Here is a 17,782-nt window from a genome sequence, read left to right on the forward strand (position 1 = left end):
CGGGCGTTCTCCGGTGAGGTGATGGGTCGCCACCCGCGCGCCCTGCGCGGCGAAGGCCCGGCTGACGGCCGCGCCGATGTTGGCGGAGCCCCCGGTGACGAGGACGTCCTGCCGTCGAGGCGGGTGCCGATCACCCGGGCCTCCGCTGCGGCGGGGCGCGGAACGGGCAGGGACCCACGGTGCCGGTGTGCCCCGGCGCGATGGTGCGGAGCGCGATGGTGCGGAGCGCGATGGTGCCGAGCGCTCAGCCCCGTGGCGGGGCGTCGCGGCCTACGGCCCGGCGTCCCCCGAACCCTGCTGCGGGACGGGCGTCCCGCACTGCACGGACCGGTCGGTGCGCCCGTCGGACACCGGTTGCCGCACCGCGGAGGAGGCCGCGCGTCCGTACATCAGGCGGCGCAGCAGCACCTCCAACGGTCCGCGTCTGCCGCGCAGTTCGAAGGCGTACGCACCGGCCACCGTCACCAGCCAGACGCCGGCGCCGGCCAGCAGCATCGTCGCGCTGCCCAGATGCTCTCCCACGCCGAGCCCCCAGGCGGCCAGCAGCGGGGCGAAGAGCAGCGAGTGGGCGAAGTAGCAGGACAGCGAGCGTTTGCCGACGGCGCTGACCGCCACGACCGGCCGGGAACGGTGAGCCCCGCGGGTGACGAGGGCGTGGGAGAGGAGAGCGAGGACGGCGACGTAACCCAGGCCGCCCGCCTGGCCGGTGGCGTCGCGCAGCGCGACCAACGGGCCCAGGTCGGAGACCATCGCGTCGGACAGGTCGAGGGCGCCCACGTGCGCGAGGGCCAGCGGCAGCGGGCCGAGCCAGCCGAGCGCCAGACCGGCGACAGCGGTGCCGCGCAGCAGCCGCAGATGACGCCACGGCTCCTCCAGTACGCGGTGCCGGGCTGCGAGCATGCCGAGGACGAACACCACGAAGGTGCCGGAGCGCAGCGCGGCGAACGGGCCGACGTAGCCGACGATCAGGTGGGTGACCGCACGGGTGCCGGCGGCGCTCGCCCAGTCGCTCTGGTGGGCGCCGTACGCCTCGTGCGACGGTTCGGCGGGTCCGCCCCCGGTGTCGAAACCGTCGACCAGGTACGGCAGCGCGGCCACCGCGACCCAGAGCAGCATCAGACCGAGGCCGATCCAGCACCGGCGGACCAGCACCCGGTCGGGGCGGCGCACGAAGAGCCAGCACATCAGGAGACTGAGCAGGCCGTAGTAGGCGACGATGTCGCCGGCCATCAGCAGCAGGGCGTGCGCAGCGCCGAACACCATCAGCCACAGGCCCCTGCGCCGCAGCAGCCGCACCGCCGTGCCGCTGTCGGCGCCGGCCGCCAACTGGCGCTGGTGGATCCACATCATCCCGTAGCCGAAGAGGAACGCGAAGAGCGGGTTGATGCGCATGTCCAGCCCGATGATCATCGCGAACTGAACGCCGGAGTCGAGGGCCGAGCCGTCGACCGGGTGCCAGCCGTCGGGGCCGCGCTCGGCGTTCCAGAGGTGGAACGCGGTGTTCGACAGCGCGATGAGCAGCAGCATCACCCCGCGCGCGAAGTCGGGCGCGAGCGCACGCCCGTCGGGGCGCACACCACCGCGCGCGGGCCCGCTCGCGCGCCGACCGGGGACCGCTGCGGATGGCGGCGCGGCGGCGACCCGGACGGCGGCAGGGTACGGAACCGCCGGCGACCCGGGCGCCGGCGCGGGAGGCGGCGCGGATCGCGGCGCGAGAGGCGACCCGGGCGCCGGCGCGGGCGCGGTGTGCGGGACGGCGGCGCGGGGTGGCGTGGAGGGGTCGCCCGACGCGGGGCCGTCGGTGGAGGCCGGCCCTCCGCGCCGGGTGGGGCTGCCGGATGGTGTGGAGCGGCCGGGAGGCGTGGTCAGGGGAGGAGACGCTAGGAGCCGCGGACCTGCCGTCGTCACTGCCGTACGTCGTGCGGTGGTTCGACAGAAGTGGCCGACCCGCGCGTACGGGCCGCGACGGAAGTTCCGCCGTGGCCCGTACCGGAGTTGCTCGGATCCGACGCCCTTCAGGGCAGCCGGCTCAGAGATCGAGGCCGGTGAGCACCATGACCCGCTCGTAGGTGTAGTCCTCCATCGCGTACCGCACGCCCTCGCGGCCCACACCCGACTGCTTGGCGCCGCCGTAGGGCATCTGGTCGCCACGGTAGGACGGCACGTCGCCGATGATCACGCCGCCCACCTCCAGCGCACGGTGGGCCCGGAAGGCAGCCTGCACATCGTGGGTGAACACGCCTGCCTGGAGCCCGAACTGGGAGTCGTTGGCAGCCTCGAAGGCGGCCCGCTCACCGTCGACCCTGGTGAACGAGACGACCGGTCCGAACACCTCGTCGTGGCCCAGGCGAGTCTCGGAGGAAACGTTCTCCAGCGCGGTGGGGGCGTAGGTCGCACCGTCGCGCTTGCCGCCGGTCAGCAGGCGCGCACCCGCGTCGACGGCCTCCTGCACCCAGGACTCGACCCGCTGGGCGGCGTCCTCGCTGACCAGCGGGCCCACGTCGGTGGCGTCGTCGGCGGGGTCGCCGGTGGCCAGCGCCTCGATGGCCTCCACGACCTTCGGCACGAGCCGGTCGTAGACGCTCGCGTCGGCGATCACTCGCTGGACGGAGATGCAGGACTGGCCGCCCTGGTAGTTGGAGAAGGTGGCGATGCGCTGGGCGGCGAAGTCGAGGTCGGCCTCCGAGGAGTAGTCGCCGAGCACGACGGCGGCGCCGTTGCCGCCGAGTTCGAGGGTGACGCGCTTGCGCGGCACCGAGTCGAGGATCGACCAGCCGACCGGCGCGGAGCCGGTGAAGGAGATGATCGGCAGCCGCTCGTCCTGCACCAGCGCGGGCATCGCGTCGTTGGGCACCGGCAGCACGGACCAGGAGCCGGCGGGCAGGTCGGTCTCGGCGAGGAGTTCACCGATGAGCAGTCCGGAGAGGGGGGTGGCCGGCGCGGGCTTGAGGATGATCGGGGTGCCGACCGCGATGGCCGGGGCCACCTTGTGCGCACAGAGGTTGAGCGGGAAGTTGAAGGGCGCGATGCCCAGCACCGGGCCGTGCGGGTAGCGGCGGGTGAGGGCGAGCCGGCCGGTTCCGCCCGCATCGGAGTCCAGTCGCTGCGCCTCGCCGCTGTTGAAACGGCGGGCCTCGTCGGAGGCCCAGCGGAAGACGGAGATGCAGCGGCCGACCTCGCCGCGCGCCCATTTGATCGGCTTGCCGTTCTCGGCAGAGATCAACCGGGCGATCTCCTCGGTGCGTTCGACCAGCCGGCGGCCGATGTGGTCGAGCGCGGCGGCGCGTACGTGCGCGGGGGTCGCGGAGAACTTCTCGGTGGCCGCCGCGGCTGCGGCGACGGCCTCCTCGACCTGGTCCGGGGTCGGAACGCTGATGCGGCCGACGGTCCGGCCGTCCCACGGTGAGGTGACGTCGAGGGTGTCATCGCCGGTCGCCTCGCGGCCTGCGAGCCAGAACGGGTGCGGGGAAGTCGCTTCAGTCACTGCGGGACCCGGCCTTCCGATGTCGTGGGTGGTGGTGCGCGGTGCCGCGCGGACCCGTGTACAGGGCCGCGCACAGTGCCCACGGTAGGGCCCGCGTCCGAGGAGAGGTCTTGTCCTGCGCGTAGCAGTCCGGTGGTGTGTCGCTCCGCTTTGGCGCACCACACCCCGAAGTCATTGACCACGCCATGACATCGCGCAACGATGACGCAGCGCGACCGCCCCATTCGGCAGGGAGACCTGCCGGCGGTCGCGTGTGCGACACCCCCCACCCGTCTCACCTCTGGACCACCAGGAGATGCGAATGCGCACCACCAAACGCGGCAGGCGCAAGGCCTCCGCGGCAGCGATCCTCGCCCTCGCGCTCGCCGTACCCCTCGGCGCCCAGGCCATCGCCTCCCCCTCCGACTCCACCGGCAGCGACAGGCCCGCGGCGACGGCGGAGCAGGACGCCGGGAAGGCCCGCCAGTACGAGGTCGCCGACATCGGCACCGCACCCGAGCGCACCCGGCTCGCCCGGACCGGAGTGGCGATCGACGAGGTCGGCAAGGACACCGTCGTGATCACCGCAGGGAAGGCCGAGGCGGCCGAACTCCGCGACAAGGGCTACGAGTTGACGGCCCGACCGGCACCGGGCGAGCGGTCGGCCAAGGCCGCGGCACCCGGCGATTACCACAGCTACGACGAGATGAACACGGCCGTCGACGGGTTCGTCGAGCAGTACCCGGACCTTCTGAAGAAGGAAGTCATCGGCACCTCCCACGAGGGTCGCGACATCATCGCGGTCAAGCTCAGCGCCGACGTCGCCGAGGACCGGGACAAGCCCGAGGTCCTCTTCACCCACAACATGCACGCCAGGGAACACCTCACGGTGGAGATGGCGCTGTACACCCTCGAGGAGTTCGCCGGCGGCTACGGCACCGACGAGCGCGTCACCAAGATGCTCGACGAGCGCGAGCTGTGGATCATCCCGTCGGTCAACCCCGACGGCAAGGTGTTCGACCAGGACTCCGGCGAGTTCAAGATGTGGCGCAAGAACCGCGAGCCCAACGAGGGCAGCAGCGCAGTCGGCACCGACCTCAACCGCAACTGGCCCTACGAGTGGGGCTGCTGCGGCGGCTCGTCGGACAACCCGTCCAGCGAGACCTACCGCGGCCCCTCGGCCGGCTCCGCCAAGGAGACCAAGGTCGTCCAGGACTTCGTGCTCAGCCGGGTCGTCGGCGGTGAGCAGCAGATCACCGCACACATCGACTTCCACACCTACGGCGAGCTGATCCTCTGGCCGTACGGCTTCACCTACGACGAGACCGCCCCCGGGCTCAGCCAGGACGACCGGGACGCCCACGCGGCCGTCGGCACCACCATGGCCGACAGCAACGGCTACACCGCCGAGCAGTCCAGCGAGCTGTACATCACGGACGGCACCATCAACGACTGGATGTGGGCCGACCAGGGCATCTTCTCGTACACCTTCGAGATGTACCCGGGCTCCGGCTCCCCCGACGGGTTCTACCCGCCCGGCAGCGTCATCGACCGCGAGACCTCACGGAACAAGGACGCCCAGCTGATCCTGCTGGAGAACGCCGACTGCATGTACCGCTCCATCGGCAAGGAGGCCGAGTACTGCGGCAGCTGAGCCGCCGAAACCCCGCCTCCCGGGCCCGCCGACCGGTCACACGACCGGCCGGCGGGCCCGTCCGCGTACCGGGCGGCGAGCGGTCGGCGGCGTACCGGGCGGGACTCGTCCGCGGTACCGGGCGGCGGTCGGCGGTACCGGAGAGCCGCCGCGGATACGCGCGGGGCGGCGGTCGGCGGGGCGTCTGCTCGTACACCTTCGGGAGGCGCCGGGCTCCGGCTCGCCCGGCACTCCCGGCCGCCCGGCAGTGCCGGGACGCGACTCCCGGACGCGGTGACAGCGAGGCTGCTCGGACGAGGTCGGCCGGCTTGCGCAGGGCCGGTGAGAGCGGGGCCGGCGCGATGGGTACAGGACGGGCGCGCGCTCAGCCGTGGTCGGGACGGTCCGGGGAGGGCATCCGGTTCTCGGCCTCCGCGCTGTGGGTGGCCTTGAGCGCGAGCCACAGCTCCATCCGGGAGTCGGCGTCGTCCAGGGAGCGGCCCAGGATCTCCTCGACCCTGCGCATCCGGTAGCGCAGGGTGTGGCGGTGCACGCCGAGATCGGCCGCAGCGGCGTCCCACTGGCCGTGCCGCGAGAGCCAGGCGCGCAACGAGGCGACGAGATCGCCGCGTCCGCTGGCGTCGTGCTCGCGCAGCGGACGCAGCAGACCGTCGGCGAACGCCTTGACCGCCTCGTCGGCGAGCAGTGGCAGTACGGAGCCGGCCGCCATCTCCTCGTGCTCCACCAGCACCGCACCGCGCCGCCGGGCGACCGAGAGGGCCTGCTCCGCCTGCTTGAAGGCGGAGCCCGCGGCGGCGATGCCCGCAGGTGCCGAGACTCCGATCGCCAGCCCCTCCGGGGCGTTGCGCGCGTAGTCGGCACAGGCTGCCAGCCCCGCGCCCGCGTCACCGGCAAGCATGATCAGACGTGCCCCGTCCGGTACGGCGAGGACGGACTCGCCGCTCCGGGCGGCGACCGACTCGACGGTGTCGGCGAGGAGTTGGAGCGGAGTGGGGCGTTCTCGCTCGGCGCGCTCGGCGGCGGCGGAGTGCGGCAGCACCTCGGCGAAGATCACCCGAAGAGGTATGTCGAGCAGTCCGCCGTAGAGATTGCCCGCGACCGCTCGGGCGTGGCCCGCCTCCCCCGTCAGCAGCATTCTCAACACCGCCGCGCCCAGGCGCTGTTCGGCCTCCTGGAGAGCGCGGGACCGCTCGGTGGTGAGGGTGAGCAGCGCGACGGTGGAGTTGACCGCGTACCGCTCGGCGGTGCCCAGCGGCGAGCCCGTACCGACCGCGAGCACCGCGCGGGCGCGGCGACCGCTGCCGATCGTCTGGAGCTCCACCCGGTCGTCGTTCTCCTCGGAGCTGACCACCGCGCTGGCGGGAGCGGGGCGGTCCTGGAGGCGTTCCACGTCCGCGATGATGCGGCTCGCGCGCCTGGACGACCACGTCGGCGCCGCGGCGACCACCGCGCCGGACACGTCGTAGAGGGCGGCCCAGCCGTCGATGTGGACGGCGAGCCTGGCGAGCAGCGAAGCAGGGCCCTCGGCCGCGAGCGCCGCACGGGTCAACTCGCGCTGCGCTGCGAAACCGGCGGTGACCGAGCGGTACTGCTCGGCGGCGATGGCAGCAGAGACAGCCTTGGTGATGGCGATGAAGGGGGTGCGGCGGGGCACCTCCAGAAGCGGGAAATCCGCCTCGGCGCAGGCATCGACCAGCGCGGCCGGAATCTCCTCGTAGTTGACACCCGCGGCGAATCCGAGCCCGACCACCCCGGCGTCGGCGAGGCGGGCGACGTAGCCGCGCATCGCCGCGTGGTCCTCGGCGTCCAGCTTCAACGCGGTGACGAGCAGCAGCTCACCACCGTCGAGGTACGGGACGGGGTCGGCCAGCTCGCTGACCTGGGCCCAGCGCACCGACGCTCCGAGGCGGTCCTCCCCCGCGCGCACCGTCAGCCGGAGCGCGGAGTGCTGAACCAGGGAGGCAAGAGTGGGCGGCATGACCTTCCAGAGTGGCGTTCCGGGTGTGGCCGGCTGTGGATGACTTCTGCGGCTGCCGTGAAGAAGGATTTCGCCGCGTTGGAGCGAGCGCTCGCACTCACCCTCCACAGCGTACAGGCGTGCGGGTGCACGGGAAGAAGCTGAGCGTGGGCAGCAGGAACGGCCTCCGGCACGCGGCGCGGCTCGGCGCGCGGCTCGGGCGCGCGGCTCGGGCGCGCGCAGCCCGGGCGCCTGTGCGCAGGGCCGTGGCAGGGGTGACTGAACGGCGGGAGGAAGGACCCGTGCACGTGGATCGAGCGGAGCGGATCGAGCGGAGCGCGGCGGGCGGTGGTACTCCCTTCGCTCACCCGGGCGGGGCTTGCCGCCCTCCCGGCGGTTCGTGGCCGAGGCGGGTGAGGACGGGCGGTGCGGCCTCGCCGCGCACCGAGGTCAGCGAGAGCACACCGTGGCCCGGCGGCACCTTGTGCGCCAGGTCGGAGGCCGACCAACGGGCGCGCTGCTCGGAGCGTACGGTCACCGAGGTCGTCGTGGCCCGTACGCCGGTGAACAGCGAGCGCACACCGCGCAGGGCGCGCTTGACCAGGCCGCCGGAGAAGTCGGGGTTGTGGGTGTGCTCCTCGGTCTTGACCCAGTCCTCGCCCCAGCCGTGGGCGAAGACCTCGCCGTCCCACGTCGTTACGCCCGAGAGCGCGACCTTGCAGCCGACGGTGCCGACCAGGGTGGCGCGCAGACGCTTGGGCACCTCGTCGAGGGTGCGCAGGGTGAGCACTGCACCCGCGTTGGCGGCCCTCAGCTCGCGCAGTCCGCGGACGGCGTCGGGGGTGATGGCATGGGTGGCGTCGTCCAGGACGAGCACGGCGAACAGCGAGCGGTCCTGCCGGGCGGTGACGCTCGCGCTGAACTGCGCCAGCACCAGCCGGGTGAGGATGCGGCACGCCTCCGCGTTGCCGCGGTCGGGCAGGTCGATCCGGACCCGTATCGGGTGCTGGAGGGTGCTGAGCGAGAACGGCGGCGGGCCCTGCCCCGGCGAGCCGTCGCCCGCGCCGAAGAAGCCGTCGAAAGCCGGCCGCGTCAACAGGCTCACCCGGTCGGCGAGCAGCCGGCCCAGGTCGCCGGCGCGCGCGGCGGAGCGCTCGCGGGAATCCAGCTCGCGCTGCTGGCTGAACTCCCGCGCGTCGTCGAGAGCTTGGCGCAGCTCGGCGAGCGCGACCGGCGAGTCGTCCAGCAGCTCGCGCAGCTCGCGCACGGTCGGGAATCGGCCGTACGCCGCCTGGTACGGGCCGAGCAGCTGTGCCAGCGCGCGGGTCGCCTCGCGGGTGTCGCCGAGCTCGGCGCCGAGCAGCGCCTCGGCCAGCAGTCCGGCGGCCTCGTCGGGCTCGGTGATGCCGGCGTACAGGTCCAGATCGTGGGTGGAGCGGCGGTCGCCGAGGCGCAGGACCACGTCGAAGGCGTCATCGGGGCCCAGGCCCGCACGCGGGGTGCCGACGGCGACGACCGCCGCCTGCCGACTCAGCGCCTGGAGGCAGAGCGCCTCGACGACGGGTCGCACGATGCGGCCGGTCTTGCCGGAGCCGGGCGGGCCTACCGCGAGCAGCGAGGTGCCGAGCACCGAGGGATCCAGACCCATGGCGTGGCCCCGGTAGCGATAGGGGTTGCGCTCCTCGTCGGCCGCCGTGCCGATCCGGACCTGCCCGGTGAGCAGATCGTGCTTGGCGATGCGTGCGGACAGATCGCGGTCGCCGGAGGGGTGGATGTACGCGGCAGCGCCCTCCCTCAGCACCTCGTCGGCGAATTCGGGGAGCGCGGACGGGCGGGAACGCACGTTGCGCCACTCGCGCTCGATCCGGACGTAGTCCAGATCACCGACCCGACCGGCGAACGCCTCGCGCTGGAGCAGGTCGGCGGCGTCCGGATAGCCGGCTGCGCGCAGCTCGGGCCAGTGCTCCAGCTGCGAGGAGGGCGCCCGGTCGGGCATCGGGGTCCAGGGCTGACCGTCCTTCTTCGCGCCGCTGCGGTTGCGCCACAGGGCGGGCCAGCCGCCGACCAGTGCCGTGAGGACCAGCAGCAGCCCTCCGGCAAGCAGGTAGTAGACGTTGAAGAAGACCAGTCCGGCGACCGGCTCCATGGTGTGCCAGTCGTCCGGGGTGACCGTCCAGCCCGGTGTGAGCCAGAACGTCCAGGCACCGGATGCGCACAGCAGCGCGACCAGCACCCCGAACAGCAGGGCCACCACCGCGCGCATGTACGGCTTCGTCCGCGCGAGGGCGGTGGCCGGCGGGCGGAGTCTGCGCTGCCACTCCCGCGGCGCGAAACGGCGCCAGACCCGCGGCCAGCGGCCGTAGTGGCCGCAGACCGCCGCGAGCAACGTGCCGAAGAGCACATAGTAGAAGCGCGAGGCGAGATCGAAAGCCGCCACATTGCCGCCGGCCTCGCGCCAGCTCTCCGGGGTGAACCACAGCAGCGGCCAGAGCCAGGCCTTGATGTAGCCGTTCCAGCACAGCGACCAGAGGAGCATGCCCACCAGCAGCGACAGCAGCGCGGCCCCCAGCAGGTGACGGTCGCCGATCTTCTCGGGCTCCTCCTCCGGCCTGGCCTCGTACCCCTGGCGCCAGACGCCCGGCTCGGCCACCGGCCTGGGGTCCCGCAGCCAGCGGATCAGCGCGGGAAGCCGGGTGCCCGGCAACTGCTGCGGCAGCGGCGGTGTCGGCGGCTGCGCGGGCGGTCGCGGTACGGCTTCGCTGCTGTATCCGCTGTAGGAACCGTCCGTGCTCATATGGCGCCCTGCCCCCTGACCGACCTGCGGGTGCGTACCCGCTGTGTGAAGTGTGCGGCGGTCCCAATGTAGAGGAGGGGAAGGGGTGTTGGGCCCGGGACGGGTACCGGCGCACAGCCCCGTGCGCCCCGATGCGCGAGCGCGGGAGAGCCCGGCCGGGCGTTCTGGGCCTCACACTTTCGGGTGGAGCGGGCGCACGGCTTCGAACGGTCCTGCTCGTACACGTTCGGGTGGCACTCGCCGGACGCGAACTCGCGTACGGGCCGATGGTCGGTGCGCGAGGGCGGCGACGCCACTGTCCGTCCCGGCCAACACGACACGGGCACTTCTCCAGGGCGGTGCATGTCTCGCCCCTCGCGCTGCCCCTAGCCTGCGAGGAGCGAGCAGCACCAGCCCGACCCTAGGAGTGCGCGATGACCTCCCCTTCGACCTCGTCCCCGAGCCCCCACGCCCTGCCCCAGGAGCGGCGGGTCGTCACCGCGATCCCCGGCCCCAAGTCGCAGGAACTGGCCGCGCGCAAGCAGAAGTACGTCGCCAACGGCGTCGGCAACGTCCTGCCGATCTACGTCAAGCGCGCCTGCGGCGGTGTCGTCGAGGACGTGGACGGCAACTCGCTGATCGACTTCGGTTCCGGCATCGCGGTCACCTCGGTGGGCAACAGCGCCGAGGCCGTGGTGCGCCGGGCGAGCGCGCAGCTTGCGGACTTCACCCACACCTGCTTCATGGTCACCCCCTACGAGGGGTACGTGGAGGTCGCCGAGCAGCTCGCCGAGCTGACGCCGGGCGACCACGACAAGAAGAGCGCGCTCTTCAACTCCGGGGCGGAGGCGGTGGAGAACGCCGTCAAGATCGCCCGGTCCTACACCAAGCGCCAGGCGGTGGTGGTCTTCGACCACGGCTACCACGGACGCACCAACCTGACCATGGCGCTCACCAGCAAGAACATGCCGTACAAGCACAGCTTCGGCCCGTTCGCGCCCGAGGTCTACCGGGTGCCGGTCGCCTACCCGTACCGCTGGCTGACGGGTCCGGAGAACTGCGCGGAGGAGGCCGCGGCACAGGCCATCGACCAGATCAGCAAGCAGGTCGGCGCCGAGAACGTCGCCGCGATCATCATCGAACCGCTGCTGGGCGAGGGCGGGTTCATCGAGCCGGCGAACGGATTCCTGCCGCGAATCGCCGAGTTCGCCAAGGACAACGGCATCGTCTTCGTCGCCGACGAGATCCAGTCGGGCTTCTGCCGCACCGGCCAGTGGTTCGCCTGTGAGGACGAGGGCGTCGTGCCGGACCTCATCACCACCGCCAAGGGCATCGCCGGCGGCCTCCCGCTGGCCGCGGTGACCGGCCGCGCCGAGATGATGGACGCGGCACACGCCGGCGGTCTCGGCGGCACCTACGGCGGCAACCCGGTCGCCTGCGCCGCCGCCCTCGGCGCCATCGAGACGATGCGCGAGCTGGACCTCAACTCCCGGGCCAAGCGCATCGAGGAGGTCATGAAGCCGCGTCTCCACAAGCTCGCCGAGCAGTACCAGGTGATCGGCGATGTGCGCGGACGCGGCGCGATGATCGCGATCGAGCTGGTCAAGCCCGGCACCAAGGACCCCTCGCCCGAGGCGACCGCCGCCGTGGCCAAGGCCTGCCACGAGAACGGCCTGCTCGTCCTGACCACCGGCACGTACGGCAACGTGGTCCGCTTCCTGCCGCCGCTGGTCATCGGCGAGGACCTGCTGAACGAGGGACTGGACATCCTGGAGAACGCCCTCGCATCGGTGGGCTGATCCACCCCCGTCCGGGTCGCCAGGCCCGGACGGGGCCCGTTCGCGGTGGGACCCGTACGCGGTAGGACCCGTTCGCGGTGGGGCCCGTACGCCGGACGGCCTCCGTCCAGGCGCACCCGGCCCTCGGCGCGGGGCCGGCGACCGACTGTTGTCGGCCCCGCGCCGCCGTTCCCGGGCAGCGGGCCACCGCACCGGACGGGCCACCGCACCGGACAGCCGACTAACGTGTGCCGGATGTCCAGCTCACCCCCGGCGGTACGCCGCGCGACGCTGCCGCGCTCACGCCTCGGCCCTCGAACCCGTGCCTCCGCGCGCCCGGTCCGGGAGCCGCTCGCCGGGCGCCTCGCCCCCGTCCCGCTCGTCCCGCTCTCCGCGGATCCCGCGCCCGGCACGCGGTGATGCCCCGCCCCGGACGGGCGCAGGAGCCGGTGCGGCGGCCCCCCACGTTCCTCCTCCCGCTGCTCTCGGTGCTCCTCTTCGCCCTGACCGCTTGGCAGTTGGCGGTCGACGGGCCGCTGCGCACCTTCGACGAGTCGCTCTCCCGCCAGTACCGACAGCAGGTCCCGGTGACCGACGGGCCGGCCGAACTCGCCGCGGATCTCGGCAACATCGAGGTGGCACTACCGGTCCTCGCCGTCGCGATGTGCCTGGCGCTGCTGCGGAGGCGGGCGGGCGCGGCGGTTGCCGGTTGCGCCCTGGCGATGGCCTGTGTACCGCTGCTGGTGGGCCCGTTGAAGCTGCTCTTCGACCGGCCGGGGCCGCTCGGCGGCAGCGGCTTCTTCCCCTCCGGGCACACCGCCACCGCGGTGGTCGCCTACGGCGGCGCGGCGCTGCTGCTGGGGGCGCCGCTGCGTCGTCGAGGCGCGCGGTGGTGCGCCTCGGTCGCGGCGCTCGCACTGGTGGCGGCCACCGGAACCGGGCTGGTCGTACGGGGGTACCACTGGCCACTGGACGTGGTCGCCAGCTGCGCGCTCGGCGGGCTGCTGCTGTGGGCGGCAGCCCTCAGCGACCGCTGGACGGCACACCTCAGCCGCCGATCGGACCGCCGGCGGCCTCGTGCATTGCCAGCTCCAGGGCCACCGGATCGGTGAGCCTTCCGCTGCCGTCCGGCGGCACCAGCCAGCGGACCCCTCCGGTGCGGCGGCCCGGATAGGGCACCACGATCCAGGACCCGCGTCCCGCGGCCCGCACTCCGGTGCCGACCCAGCGGTCCGCGGTGCCGGGCGGGACGAAGAAGCCGGTGCGCGACTGCCCGAAGTCGCCCAGCACCGGCCCCGGTTGCTCGGCGAAGCGGCGGAGCGCGGTCAGGGTGGGGCAACCGAGTGTGCCGGTGAGGATCAGCACGTCCCATCTGCGCCCGGCCGGCAGCAGCGTCACGGCGAGCGGGTTGCTCTCCCACTCCTGCCTGCAGACCACCGGATCCGGGGCGGCTGCCGCCAGCCACTCCACCGCTGCTTTCGCCCCCGCGTCGCCGTTCATCGCTTGCTGCCTTCCCTCGGCGCTGCCCACGGTCCGGGCAGGTTGTCCAAGGGGAGAGCGACGGGGGCACGAGTTATTACGCGGGTTCGGGGAACGAGTTTGTTCCTGGCTCGATGCACCCCGCACGGGGCACCGGGCCGGGCACGGATCAGCCCGCCGCCCGGCCTCGAATATGTCGTGTGAATCCCTCTGGATCAGGAGGAGGCGTCTCGTGCGTGCAGTACGGGCGGAGGGGTCTCCCGCGGAGCGGCGGCGACTGACGGCCGCGTGGCGGATGCGCGTGCAGGGCGTCGCGAGCCCGGCGAAGATCCGAGCGACGTCCCTGCCAGGTACACCTAGGTGTTGGACACCGCGATCAGCACGACCACCAGCAGGAGCCAGGAGATCGCGGTGGTCACGATGCCGAGGACGAATCCCGCGGTCGCCAGACCGGAACCGTCGGGGCGGCCGGCACCGTCGGCCCGTGCGCGTGCGATCTGCCGTCTGGCCGAAATACCCAGCCCGAGCGCGATCGGGCCGAGCACGAGACTGAGCACCAGCCCGTACACCGTCAGCGCCAGCACGCCGGAGATGATGCCAACGACCATCGCCGCGGTACCGACTCCGCCGGTGCGCGGGGGCGGGCCGGCCCAGCCCGGGCCCCCGTGGCCCGCCGGCGCCGGCCACGGGTGGTGGGCGGCGGGCCCGGGCTGCGCGTACCCGGCCTGCGGATACCCGCCCTGCCCGGGCGGCGGTCCGTCGCCCGCGAGCGTCGGCTGCTCCGCGAGAGAGGCGCCGCCGGGCTTGTCCAGCCGTACCGGTCGCTGCTTCGCCTGCGGTGCGTCCGGTCGGCCGGACTGCTCCGGCTGCGCGTCCGGCTCGTGCTCGTGCTCGTGCGTCATGGTGCCCCTCCCGCTAGCGCTGCTGTTCCATCGTAGGGGGTGAGGTGCGGCCGGGCCGTCGCCCACCTGGGGCGATACCGGCCACTCCGGGCGGACGCACAGTCAGGCGTCGGTCAACGCCCCGGCCCCGGGCCACCGCCCCTCGGCCGAGCGTCTCCCCCGCGCAGCCGCCGCCTACGATGTGGGATCTGCCGAGGGAGGGCACTTCGTTGACCGCACACACCGACACCACCGACCGGGCCGGCCGGGGCGACCGCCGCGATCTGACCGCGTTCATCGCCGGGCTGCCGAAGGCCGAGTTGCACGTCCACCACGTGGGCTCCGCCTCGCCGCGCATCGTCGCCGAACTGGCCGCCAGGCACCCCGAGTCGAAGGTCCCGGCCGACGCGGAGGCGCTGGGGGACTACTTCACCTTCCGCGACTTCGCCCACTTCATCGACGTCTACCTCTCCGTCGTCGACCTCATCAAGGACGAGGAGGACGTACGCCTGCTCACCTACGAGGTGGCCAGGGACATGGCGGCGCAGAACATCCGCTACGCCGAGCTGACCGTCACCCCCTTCAGCTCGACCCGGCGCGGTATCGCCCCGCAGGCGTTCATGGAGGCGATAGAGGACGCACGGGCGGCAGCGGCCCGCGAGTTCGGGCTCTCGCTGCGCTGGTGCTTCGACATCCCGGGCGAGGCCGGGCTGGAGGCCGCGGAGGAGACCGTACGGCTGGCGTGCGAGCACCGGCCCGAGGGGCTGGTCTCCTTCGGCCTCGGCGGACCGGAGATCGGCGTACCGCGACCGCAGTTCAAGCCGTACTTCGACCGGGCCATCGCCGCGGGGCTGCACAGCGTGCCGCACGCCGGTGAGACCACCGGGCCGGCGACCGTGTGGGACGCGCTGACCGTGCTGCGGGCCGAGCGCATCGGCCACGGTACGAGCTCCGCGCAGGATCCGGCGCTGCTGGCCCATCTCGCCGAGCACCGCATCCCGTTGGAGGTCTGCCCCACCTCCAACGTGGCCACCAGGGCGGTGCCCGATCTCGTCCACCACCCGCTGCGCAGCATGGTGGACGCCGGCGTGCTGGTGACGATCAACTCCGACGATCCGCCGATGTTCGGCACCGACCTGTGCACCGAGTACGCCATCGCCGCGCGGCTGCTGGAGCTGGACGCGGCCGGGGTGGCGGACCTCGCCCGCAACGCGGTGACCGCCTCGTTCATGGAGCGGGACGAGGCGAAGCGGCTCAACGCCGAGATCGACGCCCACCTCGCCGCGCACGACGGCTGAACCGCGCGGACGGCGGGCCCTCTCGGAGGCCGGCGCCCCGAGCTCGGAACGTCGGCGCACCGGGCCGAGGACCGCCGGCGCACCAACGGCACGCGCACCGACGCCGGTTCAGCGGTCGACGAGTGCCCGTCGCCCGTCGCCGGGTCTTCCCCCGAAACGCGGAGGCGCACCGGACACCCGAGGTGTCCGGTGCGCCTCCGTCGGGTCACGGCGCGGACGTCGACAACGCTCGTAATCACTACAGCTAGAGCGCCGTCATGACGTGCTTGACCCGGGTGTAGTCCTCGAAGCCGTACGCCGAGAGGTCCTTGCCGTATCCCGACTTCTTGAAGCCGCCGTGCGGCATCTCGGCGACCAGAGGGATGTGGGTGTTGATCCACACGCAGCCGAAGTCCAGGCTCTTGGAGAGCCGCATCGCCCGGCCGTGGTCACGGGTCCACACGGAGGAGGCGAGCGCGTACTCCACGCCGTTGGCCCACTCGACGGCCTGGTCCTCGTCGCTGAACTTCTGGACCGTGATGACCGGGCCGAAGACCTCGTTCTGGATGATCTCGTCGTCCTGACGCAGGCCCGAGACGACGGTGGGGGCGAAGAAGTAGCCGCTCTCGCCGACCCGTTCGCCGCCGTGCTCGACCTTCGCGTGGGCCGGAAGGCGGTCGATGAAGCCGCGCACCTTCTCCAGGTGGACCTCGTTGTTCAGCGGGCCGTACGCGCACTCCTCGTCGGTGACGTCACCGGTCCTGACCTCGGCCGCTGCCTTGGCGAGCGCGGTCACGAACTCGTCGTGCACGCCCTCCTGCACCAGCACCCGGGTGGCCGCGGTGCAGTCCTGACCCGCGTTGAAGAAACCGGCGTCCCGGATGCCCTCGACGGCGGCGGAGAGGTCGACGTCGTCGAAGACCACGACGGGCGCCTTGCCGCCGAGCTCCAGGTGGACGCGCTTGACGTCCTTGGCGCCGGAGGCGGCCACCTCCATGCCGGCACGCACCGAACCGGTGATGGAGACCATGGCGGGGACGGGGTGCTCAACCATCAGCCGGCCGGTGTCACGGTCGCCGCAGACGACGTTGAAGACGCCCTTGGGCAGGATGCCGCCCAGCACCTCGGCGAGGAACACCGCGGAGGCGGGGGTGGTGTCCGAGGGCTTGAGCACGACCGCGTTGCCCGCAGCGATGGCCGGGGCGAACTTCCACACGGCCATCATCATCGGGTAGTTCCACGGCGCGACCTGGGCGCAGACGCCGACCGGCTCGCGGCGGACGAAGGAGGTGAGCCCCTCCATGTACTCGCCGGCGGACTTGCCCTCCAGCATGCGGGCAGCGCCCGCGAAGAAGCGGATCTGGTCGAGCATCATCGGCAGCTCCTCCTGGCGCGTCAGCTCCAGGGGCTTGCCGGTGTCGTGGCACTCGATCTCCAGCAGCTCGTCGGCGCGCTCCTCCAGCGCGTCGGCGACCTTCAGCAGCGCGAGCTGACGAGCGCCCGGCGTGGCGTCGCGCCAGCCGGGGAACGCGGTCCGGGCGGCAGCCATGGCGGCGTCGACGTCGGCGGCGGCGGAGAGCGCGGCCCGAGCGTAGGTCTCGCCCGTCGTCGGGTCGATCACGTCCGTGGTGCGCCCGTCCACGGCGTCCCGGAACTCACCGTCGATGTAGTTGCGCAGTCGACGCAGCTCAGTGGTCACGTGGCACCCTCCTGCTCCGTTGTCCGATGGGTGAGACATCCACCCTAACCGGGTTCCTCACGTATTCGACAGGCTATGGAACCAGGTGCCACGGATACCGTTGCGAACGGGCTTCCGCGCAACGGATCACCTCGCAACTGCCTTGTGTGACAGAGGAGTCCTCATGCACTGTGGGGCCCGTGCCCCGCAACCGCAGAACAGCCCCCCGGCCGGCGCCCGTCGACCATGTGTCGCTGGCGATCATCGAGCAGTTGCGGGAGGACGGCCGCCGCCCCTACGCCGCCATCGGCAAGGCGGTCGGGCTCTCCGAGGCCGCGGTGCGCCAGCGGGTGCAGCGCCTCGTCGAGCAGGGTGCGACGCGGATCGCGGCAGTCACCGACCCGCGGGCGCTGGGGCTGTGGCGCCGGGCGACGGTGGGGCTGACCGTCGAGGGCGACCCGGAGCCCGTCGCGGACGCCCTGGCGGAACTCGCCGAGGTCGAGTGCGTGGTCGTCACCGCGGGCTCCTTCGATCTGCTGGTGGAGATCGCCTGCGAGGACGACGACCATCTGCTGGAGATCGTCAACCGCCGCATCCGCACGCATCCCGGGGTGCGCGCCACCGAGACCTTCGTCCACCTCGGGCGGCGGGACCGACTGCTCGGCGGGCCCTCCGCTCGGCCCGGCGAGCGCCGCACCTGACTGCCCCTCGGGGCGCCCCGCAGTGACCGAAGCGCCGGGGGCTCGTTCACTCTGCCGGGGGAACGTCGAGCCGCGGAGGTGAGGGCAGTGCACAGCAGCACCGGGCCGTCGAGGAGCGCCGGCCGGGTCCCGCGCGGCGGC

At 72.8% G+C, this 17,782-nt stretch carries 12 protein-coding genes; 5 read left to right on the top strand and 7 right to left on the bottom strand.

Annotated elements, in window-relative coordinates; translation table 11 throughout:
* Positions 1-270 precede the first annotated feature (270 nt).
* On the bottom strand, positions 271-1,575 hold the full coding sequence (locus tag JGS22_RS00255; protein ID WP_308405441.1) for a DUF418 domain-containing protein: 1,305 nt from the start codon (positions 1,573-1,575) through the stop codon (positions 271-273).
* A gap of 454 nt (positions 1,576-2,029) precedes the next feature.
* Positions 2,030-3,484, bottom strand: a complete 1,455-nt coding sequence (locus tag JGS22_RS00260) for an aldehyde dehydrogenase family protein (RefSeq protein ID WP_211040960.1) — start codon at positions 3,482-3,484, stop codon at positions 2,030-2,032.
* Positions 3,485-3,785: 301 nt separating this feature from the next.
* Between JGS22_RS00260 and JGS22_RS00265 the strand changes: the two genes are divergently transcribed.
* On the top strand, positions 3,786-5,117 hold the full coding sequence (locus tag JGS22_RS00265) for a M14 family metallopeptidase (RefSeq protein WP_372454165.1): 1,332 nt from the start codon (positions 3,786-3,788) through the stop codon (positions 5,115-5,117).
* Between the two features lie 364 nt (positions 5,118-5,481).
* Here JGS22_RS00265 and JGS22_RS00270 read toward each other — a convergent pair whose 3' ends face one another.
* Positions 5,482-7,095, bottom strand: coding sequence for a PucR family transcriptional regulator (locus JGS22_RS00270; protein ID WP_211040962.1), 1,614 nt, complete (start codon positions 7,093-7,095; stop codon positions 5,482-5,484).
* Positions 7,096-7,438: 343 nt separating this feature from the next.
* The gene (locus JGS22_RS00275; protein ID WP_211040963.1) at positions 7,439-9,868 is read right to left on the bottom strand and encodes an ATP-binding protein; all 2,430 of its coding nucleotides are present in this window, start codon (positions 9,866-9,868) and stop codon (positions 7,439-7,441) included.
* Positions 9,869-10,281: 413 nt separating this feature from the next.
* Here JGS22_RS00275 and gabT point away from each other — a divergent pair, with 413 nt between their 5' ends.
* On the top strand, positions 10,282-11,646 hold the full coding sequence (gene gabT / locus JGS22_RS00280) for a 4-aminobutyrate--2-oxoglutarate transaminase (RefSeq protein WP_211040964.1): 1,365 nt from the start codon (positions 10,282-10,284) through the stop codon (positions 11,644-11,646).
* Between the two features lie 428 nt (positions 11,647-12,074).
* Entirely contained in the window at positions 12,075-12,737 is a 663-nt protein-coding gene (locus JGS22_RS00285) for a phosphatase PAP2 family protein (RefSeq protein WP_308405443.1), read from the top strand.
* Here JGS22_RS00285 and JGS22_RS00290 read toward each other — a convergent pair.
* Both JGS22_RS00290 and JGS22_RS00295 read right to left on the bottom strand, forming a co-directional pair.
* Complete coding sequence (locus tag JGS22_RS00290) at positions 12,673-13,125, bottom strand: hypothetical protein (RefSeq protein WP_211040966.1); 453 nt, start codon at positions 13,123-13,125, stop codon at positions 12,673-12,675. The genes JGS22_RS00285 and JGS22_RS00290 overlap by 65 nt on opposite strands.
* Before the next feature lie 335 nt (positions 13,126-13,460).
* Positions 13,461-14,006 carry a hypothetical protein gene (locus JGS22_RS00295; RefSeq protein ID WP_216814793.1) on the bottom strand — a complete coding sequence of 182 codons (546 nt, stop codon included), beginning with the start codon at positions 14,004-14,006 and terminating at the stop codon, positions 13,461-13,463.
* A 209-nt stretch (positions 14,007-14,215) separates the two neighbouring features.
* Here JGS22_RS00295 and JGS22_RS00300 point away from each other — a divergent pair, with 209 nt between their 5' ends.
* On the top strand, positions 14,216-15,283 hold the full coding sequence (locus tag JGS22_RS00300; RefSeq protein ID WP_236072977.1) for an adenosine deaminase: 1,068 nt from the start codon (positions 14,216-14,218) through the stop codon (positions 15,281-15,283).
* Positions 15,284-15,527: 244 nt separating this feature from the next.
* Here JGS22_RS00300 and JGS22_RS00305 read toward each other — a convergent pair whose 3' ends face one another.
* A complete protein-coding gene (locus JGS22_RS00305) occupies positions 15,528-16,961 on the bottom strand; it encodes a gamma-aminobutyraldehyde dehydrogenase (RefSeq protein WP_211042346.1) in 1,434 nt (477 codons plus the stop codon).
* 170 nt (positions 16,962-17,131) lie between these two features.
* Between JGS22_RS00305 and JGS22_RS00310 the strand changes: the two genes are divergently transcribed.
* Complete coding sequence (locus JGS22_RS00310; protein WP_372454166.1) at positions 17,132-17,641, top strand: Lrp/AsnC family transcriptional regulator; 510 nt, start codon at positions 17,132-17,134, stop codon at positions 17,639-17,641.
* Positions 17,642-17,782 lie beyond the last annotated feature (141 nt).

The organism is Streptomyces tardus, assembly GCF_018101125.2.
Taxonomy (GTDB): Bacteria; Actinomycetota; Actinomycetes; order Streptomycetales; family Streptomycetaceae; genus Streptomyces; species Streptomyces tardus.

Bases quoted from the DNA above. Each gene is read 5' to 3' on its own strand.
- JGS22_RS00265 (WP_372454165.1), top strand. From the start codon at position 3,786: ATGCGCACCACCAAACGCGGCAGGCGCAAGGCCTCCGCGGCAGCGATC.
- JGS22_RS00270 (WP_211040962.1), bottom strand. From the start codon at position 7,095: ATGCCGCCCACTCTTGCCTCCCTGGTTCAGCACTCCGCGCTCCGGCTG.
- JGS22_RS00275 (WP_211040963.1), bottom strand. From the start codon at position 9,868: ATGAGCACGGACGGTTCCTACAGCGGATACAGCAGCGAAGCCGTACCG.
- gabT (WP_211040964.1), top strand. From the start codon at position 10,282: ATGACCTCCCCTTCGACCTCGTCCCCGAGCCCCCACGCCCTGCCCCAG.
- JGS22_RS00290 (WP_211040966.1), bottom strand. From the start codon at position 13,125: ATGAACGGCGACGCGGGGGCGAAAGCAGCGGTGGAGTGGCTGGCGGCA.
- JGS22_RS00295 (WP_216814793.1), bottom strand. From the start codon at position 14,006: ATGACGCACGAGCACGAGCACGAGCCGGACGCGCAGCCGGAGCAGTCC.